15 protein-coding genes are annotated in these 18,620 nt (G+C 70.5%); 10 read left to right on the forward strand and 5 right to left on the reverse strand.

The window, feature by feature from the left end; genetic code table 11:
* The 3 genes from ADK36_RS03320 to glgB form a co-directional block, all read left to right on the forward strand.
* Positions 1–435, forward strand: a 435-nt coding sequence (locus ADK36_RS03320; protein WP_078942582.1) for an alpha-glucosidase C-terminal domain-containing protein, incomplete at its 5' end; no start/stop codon positions are given.
* Between the two features lie 86 nt (positions 436–521).
* A complete protein-coding gene (locus ADK36_RS03325) occupies positions 522–1,967 on the forward strand; it encodes a maltokinase N-terminal cap-like domain-containing protein (protein ID WP_048587048.1) in 1,446 nt (481 codons plus the stop codon).
* A complete protein-coding gene (gene glgB, locus ADK36_RS03330) occupies positions 1,964–4,582 on the forward strand; it encodes a 1,4-alpha-glucan branching enzyme (protein ID WP_078942583.1) in 2,619 nt (872 codons plus the stop codon). Before ADK36_RS03325 ends, glgB begins: the two co-directional genes overlap by 4 nt.
* A gap of 281 nt (positions 4,583–4,863) precedes the next feature.
* Here glgB and ADK36_RS03335 read toward each other — a convergent pair whose 3' ends face one another.
* The 4 genes from ADK36_RS03335 to ADK36_RS03350 all read right to left on the reverse strand — a co-directional run bounded on the left by ADK36_RS03335 (position 4,864) and on the right by ADK36_RS03350 (position 8,549).
* Positions 4,864–7,095 (reverse strand): HelD family protein, encoded by a 2,232-nt coding sequence (locus tag ADK36_RS03335; protein ID WP_053196302.1) that lies wholly within the window; start codon positions 7,093–7,095, stop codon positions 4,864–4,866.
* Positions 7,096–7,269: 174 nt separating this feature from the next.
* Entirely contained in the window at positions 7,270–7,584 is a 315-nt protein-coding gene (locus ADK36_RS03340; protein ID WP_048587053.1) for a thioredoxin family protein, read from the reverse strand.
* Positions 7,585–7,598: 14 nt separating this feature from the next.
* Positions 7,599–7,985 carry a MerR family transcriptional regulator gene (locus ADK36_RS03345; RefSeq protein ID WP_048587045.1) on the reverse strand — a complete coding sequence of 129 codons (387 nt, stop codon included), beginning with the start codon at positions 7,983–7,985 and terminating at the stop codon, positions 7,599–7,601.
* Positions 7,986–8,030: 45 nt separating this feature from the next.
* Positions 8,031–8,549 carry an Lrp/AsnC family transcriptional regulator gene (locus ADK36_RS03350; RefSeq protein ID WP_199830092.1) on the reverse strand — a complete coding sequence of 173 codons (519 nt, stop codon included), beginning with the start codon at positions 8,547–8,549 and terminating at the stop codon, positions 8,031–8,033.
* Between the two features lie 45 nt (positions 8,550–8,594).
* Between ADK36_RS03350 and ADK36_RS03355 the strand changes: the two genes are divergently transcribed.
* Complete coding sequence (locus ADK36_RS03355) at positions 8,595–9,509, forward strand: NAD-dependent epimerase/dehydratase family protein (protein ID WP_107086820.1); 915 nt, start codon at positions 8,595–8,597, stop codon at positions 9,507–9,509.
* Position 9,510: 1 nt separating this feature from the next.
* On the forward strand, positions 9,511–10,413 hold the full coding sequence (locus tag ADK36_RS03360) for an aldo/keto reductase (RefSeq protein WP_053196306.1): 903 nt from the start codon (positions 9,511–9,513) through the stop codon (positions 10,411–10,413).
* Between the two features lie 168 nt (positions 10,414–10,581).
* Here ADK36_RS03360 and ADK36_RS03365 read toward each other — a convergent pair whose 3' ends face one another.
* Positions 10,582–11,973 (reverse strand): cation:dicarboxylate symporter family transporter, encoded by a 1,392-nt coding sequence (locus ADK36_RS03365; RefSeq protein ID WP_048587042.1) that lies wholly within the window; start codon positions 11,971–11,973, stop codon positions 10,582–10,584.
* A 198-nt stretch (positions 11,974–12,171) separates the two neighbouring features.
* On the opposite strand from ADK36_RS03365, the gene ADK36_RS03370 reads away from it, so the two are divergent.
* From ADK36_RS03370 to ADK36_RS03390, 5 genes are all read left to right on the forward strand, one after another.
* Positions 12,172–14,214 (forward strand): sensor histidine kinase, encoded by a 2,043-nt coding sequence (locus tag ADK36_RS03370; RefSeq protein ID WP_078942577.1) that lies wholly within the window; start codon positions 12,172–12,174, stop codon positions 14,212–14,214.
* A complete protein-coding gene (locus ADK36_RS03375) occupies positions 14,211–14,918 on the forward strand; it encodes a response regulator (protein ID WP_048587041.1) in 708 nt (235 codons plus the stop codon). The genes ADK36_RS03370 and ADK36_RS03375 overlap by 4 nt, the downstream gene beginning before the upstream one ends.
* A gap of 149 nt (positions 14,919–15,067) precedes the next feature.
* Positions 15,068–16,471, forward strand: a complete 1,404-nt coding sequence (locus ADK36_RS03380) for an extracellular solute-binding protein (RefSeq protein ID WP_053196308.1) — start codon at positions 15,068–15,070, stop codon at positions 16,469–16,471.
* A gap of 70 nt (positions 16,472–16,541) precedes the next feature.
* Entirely contained in the window at positions 16,542–17,441 is a 900-nt protein-coding gene (locus ADK36_RS03385) for a carbohydrate ABC transporter permease (RefSeq protein ID WP_048587039.1), read from the forward strand.
* Positions 17,442–17,447: 6 nt separating this feature from the next.
* On the forward strand, positions 17,448–18,350 hold the full coding sequence (locus ADK36_RS03390) for a carbohydrate ABC transporter permease (protein ID WP_107086819.1): 903 nt from the start codon (positions 17,448–17,450) through the stop codon (positions 18,348–18,350).
* Positions 18,351–18,620 lie beyond the last annotated feature (270 nt).

The raw sequence follows: 18,620 nt of genomic DNA on the forward strand, positions 1-18,620 counted from the left end.
AACGCCGGGTTCTCCTCCTGCGACCCGGGGCGGCTGGTCCTGCCCACGATCATGGACCCGGTCTACGGCTACCAGGTGACGAACGTCGAGGCCTCCATGTCCTCGCCGTCCTCTCTCCTGCACTGGACCCGCCGCATGATCGAGATCCGCAAGCAGAACCCGGCCTTCGGTCTCGGCTCCTACACGGAACTCCAGTCGTCGAATCCGGCCGTGATCGCCTTCCTCCGTGAATACGAGGACGATCTCGTGCTGTGCGTGAACAACTTCTCCCGGTTCGCGCAGCCGACGGAACTGGATCTCCGCAGGTTCACCGGACGGCATCCGGTCGAACTGTCCGGCGGGGTGCGATTCCCGGCCATCGGTGAGCTGCCGTACTTGCTGACGCTCGGCGGCCACGGCTTCTACTGGTTCCGGCTCCGCAAGGACGCCGTCTGAGAGCCCGGGCGGGGCGGTTTCTCCCGCCCCGCCCTGGGCACGCATCAGTAACCACCCCGACCGGCACGGGGAAAGGACGTGACGCCATGTCGAAAGCCGTCACCCGCACCCTCACGACCTCTCCAGGTCTCCTCGCCTCGCTTGACCCACTGCTGCGGGAGTGGCTGCCACGGCAGCGCTGGTTCGCGGGCAAGGGGCGTCCGGTCACCGGGTTCTCGCTGGTGGCGGCCACCGAGCTGCTGCCGCCCGGCGGCAAACTCGGCCTGTACCACCTGCTCGTGCGCGCGCACCAGGCCCTCACTCCGGTGCCGGGCGCGCCCGAGCAGCCCGCGGACTGCTACCAGCTCCTCATAGGCGACCGCGAGGCACTGCCACCCCGGCTGGCGCCCGCGCTGATCGGACACGTGGCCGAGGGCCCGCTCGCCGGACGCACGGTGTACGACGCCCTGTACGACACCCGTCCCACCGAACTGCTCCTGGAGGCACTGCGCACCGGGGCCCGGATCGGCGGACTGCGCTTCGAACGCGACGCGAGCCAGGACATCCGGTCCGGTCTGGTGCCGCGCCTGGTCACCTCCGAGCAGTCCAACTCGTCGGTCGTCTACGGCGATACGTTCATCCTGAAGCTGTTGCGCCGGGTCGTGCCCGGCGTCAATCCCGACCTGGAGCTGCCGCTCGCGCTGGCCCGGGAGGGCTGCGACCGGGTGCCCGCGCCGACGGCGTGGATCGGCGCGGAGCTGGCGGGCGACTCGTACGTCCTCGGCGTGCTCCAGCCGTTCGTGCAGGGCGCCGCCGACGGCTGGGAGCTGGCGCTGCGCGAACTGGCCAAGGGCGAGGACTTCGCCGCGGCGGCCCGGGCGCTCGGGCGCGCGACCGCCGAGGTGCACACCGCGCTGGCCCGCACCCTGCCGACCGTGACCCTCGGGCGCACGCAGGTGCAGCAGCTCGTCGACGGCATGGTCGAGCGGCTGGACGCGGCCGCGCAGGCGGTGCCCGCGCTCCGGCCGTTCGCGCCCGGCCTGCGCTCCGCGTTCGCGGCGCTGGCCGACCTGGCCGCCGAGGGGTGCACCTGGACCGCCCAGCGCATCCACGGCGACCTGCATCTCGGGCAGTGCCTGCGCTCGCCCGCCGGTCAGTGGTGGCTGATCGACTTCGAGGGCGAGCCGTCGAAGCCGCTGGCCGAACGGCGGATGCCGCAGCCGCCGGTCCGGGACGTCGCGGGCATGCTGCGCTCCTTCGACTACGCGGCCCACTCGGCCGACCCGCCCATACCGGGCTGGGCCGACACCTGCCGGGCCGCCTACTGCTCCGGGTACGCGCAGGTCAGCGGCGTCGATCCACGGACCGATCCGGTGCTGCTGCGTGCCTACGAGACCGACAAGGCGATCTACGAGGTCGTCTACGAGGCCCGTCACCGCCCCGACTGGCTCCCGGTACCGCTGTCCGCCATACGCCGCCTGGCCGCGGACACCGGCACCCCGTCCCCCTCCACGTCCTCATCCCCACCTTCGCCTAGGAGGCCCCGCCCGTGACCCCCCGCACCACTCCGTCCAGCGGTTCGGACCCGAAGAAGACGGCCGAGAAGCCGGCCGAGCAGACGAGCGTCGCGAAGAAGGCGACGACGAAGACGGTGAAGGCCGCCGAGAAGGCCGCGGAGGCCATGAAGAAGGGGACGGCGAAAAAGGCGACGTCGAAGGCCGCCGCGCAGAAGAAGGCGCCTGCGAAGAAGGCCGCCGCCAAGAAGGCCGTGGCCAAGAAGGCCGTGACGAAGAAGGCCACCGCGAAGACCACCGCCGCGAAGAGCACGGCGTCGAAGGGCACCACCGCCAAGAAGGCCGCCGCCAAGAAGATCCCCGCGCAGAAGGCGACCGCGAAGAAGATCCCGGCGCAGAAGGCCCTCCCGAAGTCGGCCGAGCCCGTAGAGCCGGGAGTGCTCGCAGAGGCCGCGGTGGCAGCGGTGTCTCCCGCCCTCGACGCCGCCGACCGCGACCGTCTCCTCACCGGCACCCATCACGACCCGCACTCCGTGCTCGGCGCGCATCCGGTGCCCGGCGGTGTCGCCTTCCGTGCCTTCCGGCCGTACGCCCTCTCGGTCACCGTCGTCGCTGGCAACCTGCGGGCCGAGCTGCACGACGACGCGGAGGGGTTCTTCTCCGGGCTGCTGCCCCTGACGGACGTACCTGAGGACTACCAGCTCCTCGTGGCGTACGAGAGTTCGGTCCAGGAGACCGAGGACGCGTACCGTTTCCTGCCCGCGCTGGGCGAGCTCGACCTGCATCTGATCGGCGAGGGCCGGCACGAGGAGCTGTGGCGGGCGCTCGGCGCCGAGCCGATGACGCACCAGGGCGTGACCGGCACCCGCTTCACGGTCTGGGCGCCGAACGCACGCGGCGTCTCCCTGGCCGGCACCTTCAACTTCTGGGACGGCACCGGGTATCCGATGCGCTCGCTCGGTGGCACCGGCGTCTGGGAGCTGTTCGTGCCCGGCATCGGCGAGGGCGAGCTGTACAAGTTCGAGATCACCCGGCCCGACGGATCCAAGACGCTGCGCGCGGATCCGCTGGCCCGCCGGACGCAGACCCCGCCCGAGACGTCCTCGATCGTGCACGCCTCGCACCATGAGTGGGGGGACGCGGCGTGGCTGGAGCGGCGCGGGTCGGTGCCGACGCACGAGGCGCCGTTCTCGGTGTACGAGGTCCACCTGGCGTCCTGGCGGCCAGGGCTGACGTACCGGCAACTGGCCGAGCAGCTCCCGGCCTACGTCAAGGACCTGGGCTTCACACACGTCGAGCTGATGCCGGTCGCCGAGCACCCCTTCGGCGGCTCCTGGGGCTATCAGGTCACCGGCTTCTACGCGCCCACGGCCCGCCTCGGCACGCCCGACGACTTCAAGTACCTGGTGGACGCCCTGCACCAGGCCGGGATCGGCGTCCTGATGGACTGGGTGCCGGCGCACTTCCCGCGCGACGACTGGGCACTGGCCGAGTTCGACGGCCGTCCGCTGTACGAGCACGAGGACCCGCTGCGCTCCGCGCACCCCGACTGGGGAACGCTGGAGTTCGACTTCGGGCGGCGCGAGGTGCGCAACTTCCTGGTGGCCAACGCCCTTTACTGGTGCGAGGAGTTCCACATCGACGGCTTGAGGGTGGACGCCGTCGCCTCCATGCTCTACCTGGACTACTCGCGTGAGCCGGGGCAGTGGGTGCCGAACGAGCACGGTGGGCGGGAGAACCTGGACGCCGTGGCATTCCTCCAGGAGATGAACGCCACGGTGTACCGGCGGGTGCCGGGGGTCGTGACGATCGCGGAGGAGTCCACGGCCTGGGACGGCGTGACACGGCCGACGCATGTGGCGGGCCCGGGCGGCTTCGGGGGCCTGGGCTTCGGGCTGAAGTGGAACATGGGCTGGATGCACGACTCACTGGAGTACGTCGGCAAGGAGCCGGTGCACCGCAAGTACCACCACGACGAGATGACGTTCTCGATGGTGTACGCGTACAGCGAGAACTACGTGCTCCCCATCTCCCACGACGAGGTGGTCCACGGCAAGCGCTCGCTGGTGTCGAAGATGCCGGGCGACTGGTGGCAGCAGCGTGCCAACCACCGCGCCTACCTGGGCTTCATGTGGGCCCATCCCGGTAAGCAACTCCTCTTCATGGGGCAGGAGTTCGCGCAGGGCGCGGAGTGGTCGGAGGCGCACGGGCCGGACTGGTGGCTGCTGGACCCGGCGTACGGGGCGGAGCCGGACCACCGGGGTGTGCGGGACCTGGTCCGCGACCTGAACACGGTCTACCGCCACACTCCGGCGCTGTGGCAGCGGGACACGGATCCGTCCGGGTTCCAGTGGGTGGTCGGGGACGCGGCGGACGACAACGTGTTCGCGTTCCTGCGCTTCGACGCGGAGGGGGCTCCGCTGCTGGCGGTGTCGAACCTGTCACCGGTCGTCCGGGATGAGTACCGGCTGGGTGTGCCGGAGGACGTCCTGGCGTGGCAGGAGACGTTGAACACCGACGCGGCGCGGTACGGCGGCAGCGACGTCATCAACCCCGACCCCATCAAGCCGGAGCCACAGGGTTGGCACGGGCGTCCGGCGAGCATCCGGCTGACGTTGCCACCCCTGGCCACGGTCTGGCTCCGCCCCGCCTAGCCTTCCTCGCCCCCGCCGCCCCTACCCGTGCCAGGGGGCTCCGCCCCCTGGCCCCCCATCGGCCTACGGCCTCGTCCTCAAACGCCGGACGGGCTGAAGGGGCGCGGGGAACTGCGCGACCAGCCCCCACCGGCCGTTGACCACACCACCGGCCTCAGCCCTCACGGCGAGGTGGGCTGGGGCGAAGCCCCAGGGGCTTTTCGAGTCCAGCCTCCTGGCCCACCGAGTCGGGTGGGCGGGTGGGCAAAGGCCGGGGGGCTGGGGGCGGAGCCCCCAGGGGGTCACCCCGAGGCGCGTGCCCCCTCCGCCAAGCTCCGCGGCAGCGACCCCGTGTGCAGCACCCCCAACCGCTGCGTCGCCCGCGTCAGCGCCACGTACAGGTCACTCGTGCCGTACAGCCCCGGCTCCACCACCAGCACGGAGTCGAACTCCAGCCCCTTCGCCTGACGCGGGTCGAGGAGGACGACGCTCCGTGTGAGGTCGGGCTCGGCGCCCGCCGTGACCCCGTCCAGCCGGGCCGCCAGCTTCCGGTGCAGATGGCGCGGGGCGATGACCGCGAGCCGGCCGTCGGCGGGCGTCAGCTCCTCGACCGCCTTGGCCACCGCGCCGGGGAGGTCGTCGGTGGCGCGCACCCAGGGCCGTACGCCGGTGGAGCGGACGGAACTCGGGGGCTCGAAGGAGGGGTCCTGGGCGCGGACTACCGCCGCCGCCAGCTCCATGATCTCGGCCGGGGTGCGGTAGTTGACGCCTAGGCGGGTGTGGTCCCAGCGGTCCTCGACGTAGGGGGACAGGATCTGCGACCACGAGCCCACACCCGCCGCTTCCGCCGTCTGCGCCGGATCGCCGACCAGCGTCATCGAGCGGGTCGGGCTGCGCCGCATGAGCAGCCGCCAGGCCATCGGCGACAGCTCCTGCGCCTCGTCGACGATGATGTGCCCGAACGCCCAGGTCCGGTCCGCCGCCGCGCGCTCCGCGGCGCTGCGGTGGTCGTCCTCCTCCTGACGTTCGGCGAACCGCTCGGCGTCGATGATGTCGTGCGCGGAGAGGATCTCGCTGTCCTCGTCGTCCTTGTCGTCGAACTCGTAGGTCCGGGAGGCGTACGACACGTCCAGCACGCCCTGCGCGTACGCCACCTGCGTCTCGCGCTCGCGGTCCGCGCGGGCCCGGGCCACCCGGTCGTCCTCGCCGAGGAGCTCGGCCGCCTCGTCGAGGAGCGGTACGTCCGCCACCGTCCACGCCCGCGTCACGGGCCGGCGGATCGCGGCCACGTCCTCGTCGGGGAGATAGCCCACGGGGTCGGCGAGGAAGTCCGCGACCAGGCGCTGCGGGGTGAGCACCGGCCACAACTGGTCGACGGCTGCCCAGACCTCGGGGTTCTCGGCTAGCTCGTCACGGATCTGGGTGATGTCGCTGGGGTCGAGGAGGCTGCTGCCGTCGTAAGGGTCGGTGCCGACGCGCTCGGCGTACAGCTCGGTGAGCGTGTTGAGGATGTGGCCCTCGAAGTACTCGCGGGCCACGTTGTGCTGGAGCCCCGCCGCCCGGGTGCGCTCGCGGGCCACCTTCACCAGGTCGTCGTCGAGCATCAGGATCTCGCGTTCGTGCTCGATCGCGATCACCGGGTCCGGCAGCGACTGCCAGTCGCGTACGACCTCGGCGAGTACGTCGGCCATGTCCGCGCGGCCCTTCACGGCGGCCGCCTCGCGGCTGTCCACGGCAGTCGCCCGTACGCCGGGAAACAGCTCGCCGACCGTTGCCAGCAGGACGCCCGTCTCGCCCAGCGAGGGCAGGACCTCGCCGATGTAGCCGAGGAAGGCGGGGTTGGGGCCGACGATCAGGACCGCGCGCTTGGCCAGCAGTTCGCGGTGCTCATAGAGGAGGTACGCGGCGCGGTGCAGGGCGACGGCCGTCTTGCCGGTGCCGGGGCCGCCCTCCACGACCAGCACGCCGCGGTGGGGCGCCCGGATGATCTCGTCCTGCTCGGCCTGGATCGTCTGCACGATGTCGTTCATCCGGCCGGTGCGCGCGGAGTTGAGCGCGGCGAGCAGGACCGCGTCGCCGGTGGGGTCCTCGTGGCCGGTCCTGACCTGGTCCCCCAGGTCGAGGATCTCGTCGTGCAGGGCCGTGACGGTACGGCCGCTGGTGGTGATGTGCCGCCGGCGCCGCAACCCCATCGGGGTGTGGCCGGTGGCCAGGTAGAAGGGGCGGGCGACGTCGGCCCGCCAGTCGATGAGGACCGGTGTGCGCTCGGCGTCGTCGGTGCGCAGACCGATCCGGCCGATACGGTGGCTGACGCCGGAGGCCAGGTCGATCCGGCCGAAGCACAGCGAACCGTCCACGGCGTTCAGCGCGGCGAGCAGCCCCGAGCGCTCGGCGACGAGGATGTCCCGCTCCAGGCGAGCCTGCATGGGCGTGTTGCCCTGGGCGAGAGCGTCCGTGACCGAGCTCTCGGTGTCGCCGCGCAGCGCGTCCACGCGGGCGTACAGGTCGTCGATGAATTCCTGCTCACGCCGCATTTCACCGTCTTGAAATTCGGTGTTTGACAATTCCGCTCCCGGCCGGATATACTGTGTTCACTGAACTTCTTTGCGACTCAATAGCTTTGAAGTCGCGAACCATTGAATATACGCAAAGAAATCCCCCGAGCGCAATTGCTCGGGGGATTTCTTCGTTCCGGTCCCGGGACGGGCTCAGAGGACGTCGGACAGTTCCTCCAGCAGCCGCCGCTTGGGGCGGGCGCCCACCATCGACTTCACGGGCTCACCGCCCTGGAACACCATGAACGTCGGCATGGACAGCACCTTGTACGCGTTGGTGGTCTCGGGGTTGGTGTCCACGTCCAGCTGCACCACCTTGAGCCGGTCGCCGGTCTCCCCGGCGATGGCGGTGAGCACCGGCCCCATCTGCCGGCACGGTGGGCACCAGTCGGCGGTGAATTCCACCAGCACCGGCAGCTCCGACCCGATCACCTCCGCCTCGAAGTCCGCGTCCGTCACCTCGGCCACGCCTGCCGCCTTGATCACAGTTCCTGCCCTCCCAGTTCACACATCGGTGGTTCGCCCTCGGCCATCGCCAGCAGCAGGCCGATCTTGGCCCGCACGGCCTGCAACTCCCCGATCAGCCCGTCGAGTTCGCCCAGCTTGCGCCGGTAGACCGCGAGCGAGGCCGGACACGAGTCGCCCTCCGGGTGCCCGGCCCGCAGACACTCCACGAACGGCCGGGTCTCCTCCAGGTCGAACCCGAAGTCCTGCAACGTCCTGATCTGCCGCAGCAGCTTCAGATCGCTCTCGTCGTACGTCCGATAGCCGTTGTCGCCGCGCCGCGCGGGCAACAGGCCCCGCGACTCGTAGTAGCGCAACGTGCGCGTCGTGGTCCCGGCCCGTGCGGCCAGCTCGCCGATTCGCATGCGTACGAACGTAATCCTTGACGCCGACGTCAGGGCAACCCGGTGTCAGGGCGACCGCGGCAGGAGCGGCTTTCCGCGTACCGGGGAGGACAGCACGATCGACGTCGTCGTACGGCCCAGCGCCGATGTCTGTTCGAGGACGTCCTCCAGGTGGACGGTGTCCTCGACGGCGACCTTGATGATCCAGCAGTCCTCGCCGACGACGTGGTGTACCTCGATGATCTCCGGGCGGTCGAGCAGCTCCAGGGTGCGGGGGTGTTTGAGGGTGTAGCCGCCGTGCGGGTTGACCCGGATGAACGCCTGGATGCCGTAGCCGAGCCGGGCGGGGGCGACATGAGCGCCGTACCCCGTGATCGCGCCCGCCGCCTCCAGTCGCCGTACGCGCTCGGTGACGGCTGCCGGGCTGAGGCGCACGCGGCGGCCCAGCTCGCTCAGCTTGATCCGGCCGTCGGTCTGGAGGAGTTCGAGGATCTGCCGGTCCAGGGCGTCGAAGGCCACCGATGTTTCGACGGTGGCCGGGCGCAGATGCCGTGGTTCTTTCGGCACGGCGGCCTGATCTCCCATGTCTTCCCCTTCAGGACGTGGTGTGGGGCCAGGAGAATTATGGTCATGCGAAAGGGACGAGAAGTACTGGTCATCGGCGGCAACCGCTATTTCGGCAAGCGGCTGATCGCGCGACTGCTGGCGGCCGGGGACCGGGTGACGGTTCTCAATCGCGGATCGTCGGCGCCACCGGCTGGCGTGGTCCATCTGATCGCCGACCGCGGCGACGAGAAGTCCCTGACGGCGGCGCTGGGTTCACGGACCTTCGACGCCGTGGTCGACCAGGTCTGCTACACGCCGCGCCAGGCGGAGATCGCCCGCCGGGTGTTCACCGGCCGCACCCGTCGCTATGTGCTGACGTCGACGGTGGAGGTGTACGAGTACGAGGACTCGATCGCCCCGGTGCGCGAGACGGACGTGGATCCGCTGGGCGTGGCCGTCGACCTCGAACTCCCCTGGGACGACCGGGAGTTCCTCGAATCCCATTACGGCGAGGGCAAGCGGCAGGCGGAGGCCGTGTTCGCCGCCGCCCCCGGCTTCCCGTACGCCGCGGTGCGCGTCGCCCATGTGCTGGGCGGGGACGACGACTTCACGGGCCGTATGACGTACTACGCGAGCCGCGTCCGCGGCGGGACGCCGATCGCCGTGCCGGTGGTGAACCACCCGGCGACGTACATCCATGTCGAGGAGATCGCCGACTTCCTGTTCTGGGCGGTGGGCCAGGACTTCACCGGGCCGGTCAACGCCGCCTCGCACGGCCTGCTGACCACCGAGGACCTGTGCGACGCGATCGCCGCGCACCTCCCCGACGGCAAGGCCGTCTTCCAGCACGTCGAGGTCGGTGAGGTCTCCCCGCTCTCCTTCACCCGCGCCTACGGCATGGACAACTCCCGGGCCGTACGGCTGGGTTTCCGCTTCACGCGCGCCCGGGAGTGGCTCCCGAAGGCCGTCGCCGAGACCCTCGGAAGGGACGCTGTCTGACATGCGGTACCGCACTCTTGGCGACCGTCGGGTGAGCGCGATCGGGCTCGGCGTGATGCCGCTGTCCATCGAAGGCCGCCCCGACGACGCCCGCGCCCTGGCCACCGTGCACGCCGCCCTGGACTCGGGGGTGACGCTGCTGGACACGGCGGACTCGTACCATCTGCCGGGCGCCGAGCCCGGCCACAACGAACTCCTCGTGGCCCGCGCGCTGGCCGCCTACGGCGGTGACACGGACTCCGTGCTGGTGGCCACCAAGGGCGGCCGAGGCAGACCGGCCGACGGCAGCTGGACGGTGAACGGCGACCCCCGCCGGCTCAGGGCGGCCGCCGAGGGCTCGCTGCGGCGGCTCGGCGTCGAGGCGATCGGGCTCTACCAGTTGCACAAGCCCGATCCGGCCGTTCCTTTCGAGGAGTCGGTCGGCGCGCTGCGCGAACTCCTCGACGCGGGGAAGATCCGCCTGGCCGGCGTCTCCAACACGGACGTGGAGCAGATCCGCACGGCCCACCGGATCCTCGGCGACCGTCTGGTGTCGGTGCAGAACCAGTACTCGCCCGCCGTACGGGACAGCGAGGCCGAGCTGCGACTGTGCGCGGAGCTGGGGCTGGCGTTCCTGCCGTGGAGCCCGCTCGGCGGCATCGCCCGCAGCTCGCTGGACGGGCCGTCACGGAAGGGCGACGAGCCCCGCTTCGGTGCCTTCCGCACCGTGGCGGAGGCGCACGGCGTCAGCCCTCAGCAGGTGTGCCTGGCCTGGCTGCTGGCCCGCTCCCCGGCCGTGCTCCCGATTCCGGGGGCGAGCCGTCCGCAGACGATACGGGACTCGGCGGCCGCGGCGGAGCTGGTACTGGGCGCGGAGGAGCTGGCACTGCTGGACGGTGCGGCCGTTCCGGTCGGTCGCCGGTAATGCCGTCAGGCGCACGGCAGTTGCCGTGCGCCTGAGTCGTGGAGGGGGAGGGAGTGGCCGGACGTCCGGCCCCGGTTCAGGCGGGGCCGGACGTCCGGAGCTGGGAGCGGGCCGGGGGTCCGGAGCTGGGAGCGGGCCGGGGGTCCGGAGCTGGGAGCGGGCCGGGGGTCAGGCCTTGGCGAGTTCCTTCTCGCCGCCCTGCTCCGGCACCTCGGCCTCGGCGGGGGCGCCGTGGGCGTCGTCCAGCAGGGTCTTCTCGTCGAACGGGAGCTGACCGGCGAGCACCTGGTGGACCTGGTCCTTGTCGATCTCCTTGGTCCAGGTGCCGATCAGGACCGTGGCGACGGCGTTGCCCGCGAAGTTCGTCAGGGCGCGGGCCTCGCTCATGAAGCGGTCGATGCCGACGATGAGGCCGATGCCGTCCACCAGGGCGGGCTTGTGCGACTGGAGGCCACCGGCCAGCGTGGCCAGACCCGCACCGGTGACACCGGCGGCGCCCTTGGAGGCGACCAGCAGGAAGAGCAGCAGCGGGATCTGCTCGCCGACCGACATCGGCGTACCCATGGCGTCGGCGATGAACAGGGACGCCATGGTCATGTAGATCATGGTGCCGTCGAGGTTGAAGGAGTAGCCGGTCGGGACGGTGATGCCGACGACGGGCTTGCTGACACCCAGGTGCTCCATCTTCGCGATGAGGCGCGGCAGCGCGGACTCGGAGGAGGAGGTGGAGAGGATCAGCAGGAACTCACGGCCGAGGTACTTGAACAGGCTGAAGATGTTCAGGCCGGAGACGACCCGCAGCAGCGCGCCGAGCACGATGAAGACGAAGAGGAAGCAGGTGACGTAGAAGCCGAGCATCAGCACGGCGAGGCTCTTGAGGGCGTCCAGGCCGGCGGAGCCGGTGACGGCGGCGATGGCGCCGAAGGCACCGATGGGCGCGGCCCACATCACCATGCCGAGGATGCGGAAGACGAGCCGCTGGATGTGCTGCACACCCCGCAGGATCGGCTCCCCGGCCGAGCCCATGGCCTGGAGCGCGAAGCCGGCGAGCAGCGCGATGAGCAGCGTCTGCAGGACCGATTCCGAGGTGAAGGCGGAGACCATCGTGGTCGGGATGATGCCGAGCAGGAACTCGGTGGTGTCCTTGGCCTCGGCGTCGACCTGTGCGTGCCCCGCGTCCTTGATGGCGTCGGTGACCGCGAGGCCGGTGCCCGGCTCCAGGATGTTGCCGACGACGAGACCGATCCCGAGGGCAATCAGCGACATCACCGTGAAGTAGACCAGCGCGATACCGCCGACGGCACCGACCTTGGCGGCCTTCCGTACCGAGCCGATGCCCAGAACGATCGTGCAGAAGATGATCGGCGAGATCATCATCTTGATCAGGTTCACGAAGCCCGTGCCGATGGGCTTCAGCTCGACCGCGAAGTCGGGCGCGACCAGGCCCACGGTGATGCCGAGGGCCACCGCGATGATCACCGCGATGTACAGGTAGTGCGTGCGGTCCCGTTTGGCGACGGGAGCGGCGGGTGCCTTCTCGGGGGAACTGGCGGCGGCCACGGCTGCCCTCCTTGACGTCTTCGTCGGTATCACCGGCGTGCGGCTCACGTCCGGGGTGGGGGTCTCGCTGATCGGCCGGCGCGTCCCGGGGACGGGGGGCGTCGCACTCAGCGATGCGGTGACTATCTCCCGCCGTGTGAGGGCGGTCACCCTTCCGTTCATTTAGTTCACCATCGGACATGGGGGCAGACTGACGACATGCGCATCCCCGTCCCGAGACCCCGCAGCCTGGCCGGCCAGCTGTTCGCCATGCAGGCCGTGCTGATAGCGGTGCTCGTCGCCGGGTACGCGGTGTTCACGTACGTCAGTGACCGCAGACAGGCCGAGGACGCGGCGGGGCGGCAGGCCAAGGCGGTGGCGCAGTCGATCGCCGACGCGCCGTCCGTGCGGGAGGCGATCCGCACCGACGATCCGACGGCCGAGCTCCAGCCGTACGCGCTGCGGGTCCAGCGCGACGCCGAGGTCGACTTCGTCACGATCATGAATCCCGCGGGCATCCGCTGGACGCACCCGGACGAGAAGCAGATCGGCCAGCACTTCCGCGGCCACACGGCGCGCGCGCTGCGGGGTGAGCCCTTCACCGAGACGTACACCGGCACGCTCGGACCGTCCGTGCGGGCCGTCGTACCGATCTACGACGGGGGAGACCGGCCGTCGGACATCGTGGGGATGGTCAGCGCGGGTATCCGGGTCGAGGAGATCAGCAAGCGGGTGCAGGAGCAGCTGACGGCCCTGCTCGGGGTGGCGGCGGGCGCGCTCGCGCTGGGTGCGGTCGGCACGTACGTGATCAACGCCCGGCTGCGCCGTCACACCCATGGCATGAACGCGGCCGAGCTCAGTCATATGCACGACTACCACCAGGCCGCGCTGCACGCGGTACGCGAGGGTCTGCTGATGCTGGACGGGCAGTACCGTGTGGCGCTGATCAATGACGGCGGGCGCGAGCTGCTGGGTGTGGACGGTGATGTGGTGGGGCAGTCGGTCGCGCAGCTCGGCCTGCCCGCCCCGCTGACCGGGGCGCTGCTGGCCTCCGAGCCGAGGGTGGACGAGGTGCATCTGACCGCGGAACGGGTCCTGGTGGTGAACACGTCGCCGGTGTCGGGCGGTGAGCGCCGCGGCACGGTGGTGACCCTGCGGGACGTGACCGAACTCCAGTCCCTGATGGGCGAGTTGGACTCCGAGCGGGGCTTCACGCAGGCGCTGCGCTCACAGGCGCACGAGGCGGCGAACCGCCTCCACACGGTCGTCTCGCTGATCGAACTCGGACGCGCCGAGGAGGCGGTGGAGTTCGCGACCGCCGAGCTGGAGCTGGCGCAGGCCCTGACGGATCAGGTCGTCGCGGCGGTGAGCGAGCCGGTGCTGGCGGCGCTGCTGCTGGGGAAGACGGCACAGGCCAACGAGCGGGGCGTCGAGCTGGTCGTGTCGGAGGACAGCCGCCTCGACGACGGCCTGCTGCCGCCGTCCCTGCCCGCCCGGGACCTGGTGACGATCCTCGGCAACCTGATCGACAACGCGGTGGACGCGGCGCAGGGAAGTGTGGGGGCGAGGGTGACGGTGACGGCGTACGCCGAGGACGGCGAGCTGGTGCTACGGGTGTCGGACACCGGCGCCGGGGTGGACCCCGCCCTGGCCGAGGCGGTGTTCCAGCGCGGCTTCACCACGAAGCCGTCCGGCCCGGGCGGCCGGGGCCTGGGCCTGGCACTGGTCCGCCAGGCCGCGACCCGACACCAAGGCGCGCTGTCGGTGGCGGAGGCCGACGGCGGCGGGGCGGTGTTCGAGGTGCGGCTACCGCTGGTGGCCGGGGCCGGCGCCAAGGAAGGCTCCGCCCCGGCGGGAGGGGACGTCTCGGCGGAGGGATCCGTCTCGGCGGAGAGGGCCGCCCAGGCGGCAGGGGCCGTCTCGGCGGAGAGGGCCAGTGTCAAGGAAGGCTCCGTTTCGACGGCAGGGCCCGCTCCGGCGGAGGAGGCCAGCGCCGAGGGAGGATCCGTCTCAGCGGAAGGGGCCGCCCCGGCGGAAAAGGCCGACGCCAAGGAAGGCTCCGTTTCGATGGGAGGACCCGCTCCGGCGAAGGAGGCCAGCGCCACGGGAGGGTCCGTCTCAGCGGAAGAGCCCTCCCCAGCGGCAGAGCCCACCCCGACGGAAGAAGCCGACGCCAAGGAAGCTTCCGCCCCGGCGGAAAGACCCGCCCCGGCGGAGGGAGCCGCTGTCGAAGGCGCGGTGGTTTCGAGAGGTGACGTATGACGGCGGCCCAGCAGGCGATTCGCGTCCTGGTCGTGGAGGACGACCCGGTGGCGGCGGACGCGCACATGATGTACGTCGGCCGGGTACCGGGGTTCGTCGCGGTCGGCAAGGCCCATACGGGGGCGGAGGCGCGGCGCGCGCTGGAGCGGACGCCGGTGGATCTGCTGTTGCTGGACCTGCACCTGCCTGATGTGCACGGGCTCCAGCTGGCCCGGTCACTGCGGGCGGCCGGGCATCACGCGGACGTGATCGCCGTGACGTCGGCCCGGGACCTGACCGTGGTGCGCGAGGGGGTGTCGCTGGGGGTCGTGCAGTACGTACTGAAGCCCTTCACCTTCGCGACGCTCCGGGACCGGCTCGTGCGGTACGCCGAGTTCCACGCGGCCGTGGGAGAGGCCAGCGGACAGGAGGAGGTCGACCGGGCGCTGGCGACGCTCCGGGCGCCGAGCCCCGCGGCCCTGCCGAAAGGGCTGAGCGCGCCGACGCTGGAGCGGGTGACGGTGGCGGTGCGGGAGGCCGAGGAGGGGCTCACGGCGGCGGGGGTCGCCGAGACCGTGGGGATCTCCCGGATCACGGCCCGACGGTATCTGGAGCACCTGGTCGAGGCGGGGAGGGCTGAGCGGAAGCCGGTCTACGGGCAGGTGGGGAGGCCGGAGCTGGTGTACCGGTGGGTCCCGGGGACGGGCACGGGCGCGGGACGGTAGCGGCGGGCTCGTCGAGGGAGCGGGCCCACCGAACCCGCCGACACGCCAACATCAATCCCCCGCACACTCATTGACCTGACTAGACCACTCGACCTACGTTCACCGGGCAGCCGTCCCAGCGCCACAACGAAGTGCGCCCGCAGGAGGTCATGCCCGTGCGCCCCACCGCCGCCCGCACCACCCGCCCCGCTCGCCCTGCCCTCCCCACGCTCCTCGCCCTCACCCTCGCCGCCGCAGGAACGCTCACCGCGTGCGGCGGCGGTTCCGGCAGTGACCCGGACACCATCAAGGTCTCCTTCAAGCAGTCCACGGACAACTCCATCAAGGTGATGGACACCTACCTCGCGGACATCAAGAAGCAGTTCGAGAAGGCGAACCCCGGTAAGAAGGTCGAGTTCGTCCCCATCAAGGCCCCGGACTCGGAGTACTACACCAAGCTCCAGCAGATGCTCCGCTCCCCCAAGACCGCCCCCGACCTGGTCTACGAGGACACGTTCCTCATCAACTCGGACATCACCAGCGGGTACTTGAAGCCTCTCGACCCCTACCTCGCCAAGTGGCAGGACTGGAACAAGTTCATCGACACGGCGAAGTCGGCGGCCCAGGGCGAGGACGGAAAGACGTACGGCGTCCCGGACGGGACGGACACCCGAGGGCTGTGGTTCAGCAAGGACATCTTCGAGAAGGCCGGTCTGCCCGCCGACTGGCAGCCGAAGACCTGGGACGAAGTCCTCGACACCGCCCGCACCATCAAGAAGAAGGTCCCCGACGTCATCCCCCTCAACGTCTACACCGGCAAGCCCGTCGGCGAGGCCGCCACCATGCAGACGTTCGAGATGCTGCTCTACGGCACGAACGACGCCAAGACGGATCCGCTGTACGACAAGTCGTCCAAGAAGTGGATCGCCGGCAGCCAGGGCTTCAAGGACTCCCTCTCCTTCGTCGAGACCGTCTACAAGGAGAAGCTCGGCCCCGAGGTCTCCGACGCCCTCGACCCCAACGTCATGACCCGCGTCCGGGGCGAGTGGCTGCCGCAGGGCAAGCTCGCCATCGCCCTCGACGGCTCCTGGCTCCCCCAGGACTGGCTCCCGGGCAGCGGCCACGAGTGGCCGGAGTGGTCCGACGAACTCGGCCTCGCCGCCATGCCCACCCAGAAGGGTCAGGCTCCCGGCAAGGTGAGCATGTCCGGCGGCTGGACCTGGTCCATCCCGGCCAAGGCGGGCAACCCCGACCTCGCCTTCGAGTTCATCAAGACGATGCAGACGAAGGCGAACGCCCAGAAGTGGTACATCGCCAACTCCGGCATCGCGGTCCGCGAGGACGTGGCCGCCGACCCCGCGTACATCGAGGCCCAGCCCGGCATCAAGTTCTTCACGGACCTGGTCGCCAGCACGCACTACCGCCCCGCCTACCCGGCGTACCCGAAGGTCTCCACCGCCGTCCAGGAAGCGATGGAGGGCGTGACGACGGGCGATGTGTCGGTGGATGAGGCGGCGAAGGGGTACGACGAGGAACTCAGGACGGCGGCGGACGACCAGGTGATCGAGAAGTGAGCGCTCAGGACGCGGGCGCCCAGGAGAGGGGCTCCCAGGAGACGGGCGCTCAGGAGACGGGCTCCCGCGGATGACACGGGCCCGCTCCCTCACCCGCGTCCACTCCCTCCCTCATCTCCGCTCCCTCACCCGCGCCCTCCCCGTCACCCCCGCCGTCGTCCTCCTGGTCCTCTTCCTCGCCGGCCCGATCGCCTACTGCGCCTACATCGCCTTCACCGACCTCCAGCTCACCGGCCAGGCCGAGGACTCGTTCGTCGGTTTCGACAACTTCCGTACGGCGTTCGACGACGAGGCGTTCCGCAACGCGGTCTGGCTCACCCTCGTCTTCACGGTCACCTCCGCCCTGATCGGCCAGAACACCCTGGGACTGGCCCTGGCCGCGCTGATGCAGCGCGCGTCGAAGCCCGTACGCACGCTGGTCGGCGCCATCGTCATCGCGGCGTGGGTGCTGCCGGAGGTCGTCGCCGGGTTCCTCCTCTACGCCTTCTTCCGCCGCGAAGGCACCCTGAACGCCATCCTGGACTGGCTCCATCTCCCCACCCAGAACTGGCTGTTCACCCTGCCGATCCTGGCGGTGTCGTTCGCGAACGTCTGGCGGGGGACCGCCTTCTCGATGCTGGTCTACTCGGCGGCGCTGAACGAGATCCCCAAGGAGATCACGGAGGCGGCGGAGGTGGACGGCGCCGGCGGCTGGCGCCGTATGTGGCACATCACCCTCCCGATGATCCGCCGCTCCATCAGCACCAACCTCATGCTCATCACCCTCCAGACCCTGTCCGTCTTCGGCCTGATCTGGGTGATGACGAGGGGCGGCCCGGGCGGCAAGAGCCAGACGCTGCCGCTCTTCATGTACGAGGAGGCGTTCCAGAAGAGCATGATCGGTTACGGCACGGCGGTCGCCCTCCTGCTGCTGGTGGTCGGCTCGCTGTTCTCGGTGGTCTACCTGCGTCTGCTGCGAACGGAGGTCTGACGCCGTATGGCCCGTACTGCCCGCACCGCTCGCACTGCCCGCACCGCCCGTACTGCCCGTACTGCCCGTACTGCCCGCACCCTGTCGTCCCGACGAACCACCCACCGCCTGGCCGCCGACGCCGGACTCCTGGTGGTGGCCGCGGCGTTCGTGCTCCCGCTGGCGTGGGTGATCCTGTCCTCGCTGGACACCGACGCGAACCTCCAGGTGAAGCTCCCGGACGGTGTCACCCTGGACAACTTCGACGCGGTCCTGACGCCGGACATCACCTTCACCCCGCTGCTCAACAGCCTGCTCCTGTGCGGCGGGGGCACGGCGCTGACGGTCGCGTGCGCGGCGCTCGCCGCCTACCCGCTGTCGCGGTTCCGGTCGCGCTTCAACCGTCCGTTCCTGCTCACGATCCTGTTCGCGACGAGCCTGCCGATCACGGCGATCATGGTGCCGGTGTACGCCCTCTTCGTGCAGGTGAACCTGATCGACACCATGGAGGGGACGATCTTCTTCTTCGCCGCCTCCCAACTGCCGTTCGCCATCTGGCTGATGAAGAACTTCATGGACGGGGTCCCGAAGGAGCTGGAGGAGGCCGCCTGGACGGACGGCGCCTCGTCGCTCCAGTCGCTGGTGCGGGTGGTGCTGCCGCTGATGGGGCCGGGAGTGGCGGTGGTGACGGTGTTCTCGTTCGTGATGATGTGGGGGAACTTCTTCGTTCCGTTCATGCTCCTGCTCACGCCGGACCAGATGCCGGCCGCCGTGAGCATCAACGAGTTCTTCGGGAATCGCGGGACCGTGGTGTACGGGCAGCTGGCGGCGTTCTCGATCATCTACTCGACACCGGTGATCCTGCTCTATGTGCTCGTGGCCCGGCGCCTGGGCGGAGGGTTCGCGTTGGGCGGGGCGGTCAAGGGGTGACCCCGTACCGGGTGCCGCGGCGTCGGGATTGACCCGCCCCCCCCCCCCCCCGTGCGACCCGTCGACCCGCCATTCGTTGACGCACTCGTCTTCGACAGCCGCCCGCACGATCGACCCCCACTCCACTCCCTCCCCGGCCGTGACCGCGAGCCGCCTGGAGATCGGCGACAGAAAGCGCTCACGAATATGCCCACTGACCTTGCCGTTCACCGACCGTCACCACCCGGCGGCCCCCTCCCCGCTCCCTTCCGACGTCACCCGCGCCGACCC

The sequence above is a fragment of the Streptomyces viridochromogenes genome, from assembly GCF_001270495.1.
Classification (GTDB): Bacteria; Actinomycetota; Actinomycetes; order Streptomycetales; family Streptomycetaceae; genus Streptomyces; species Streptomyces viridochromogenes_A.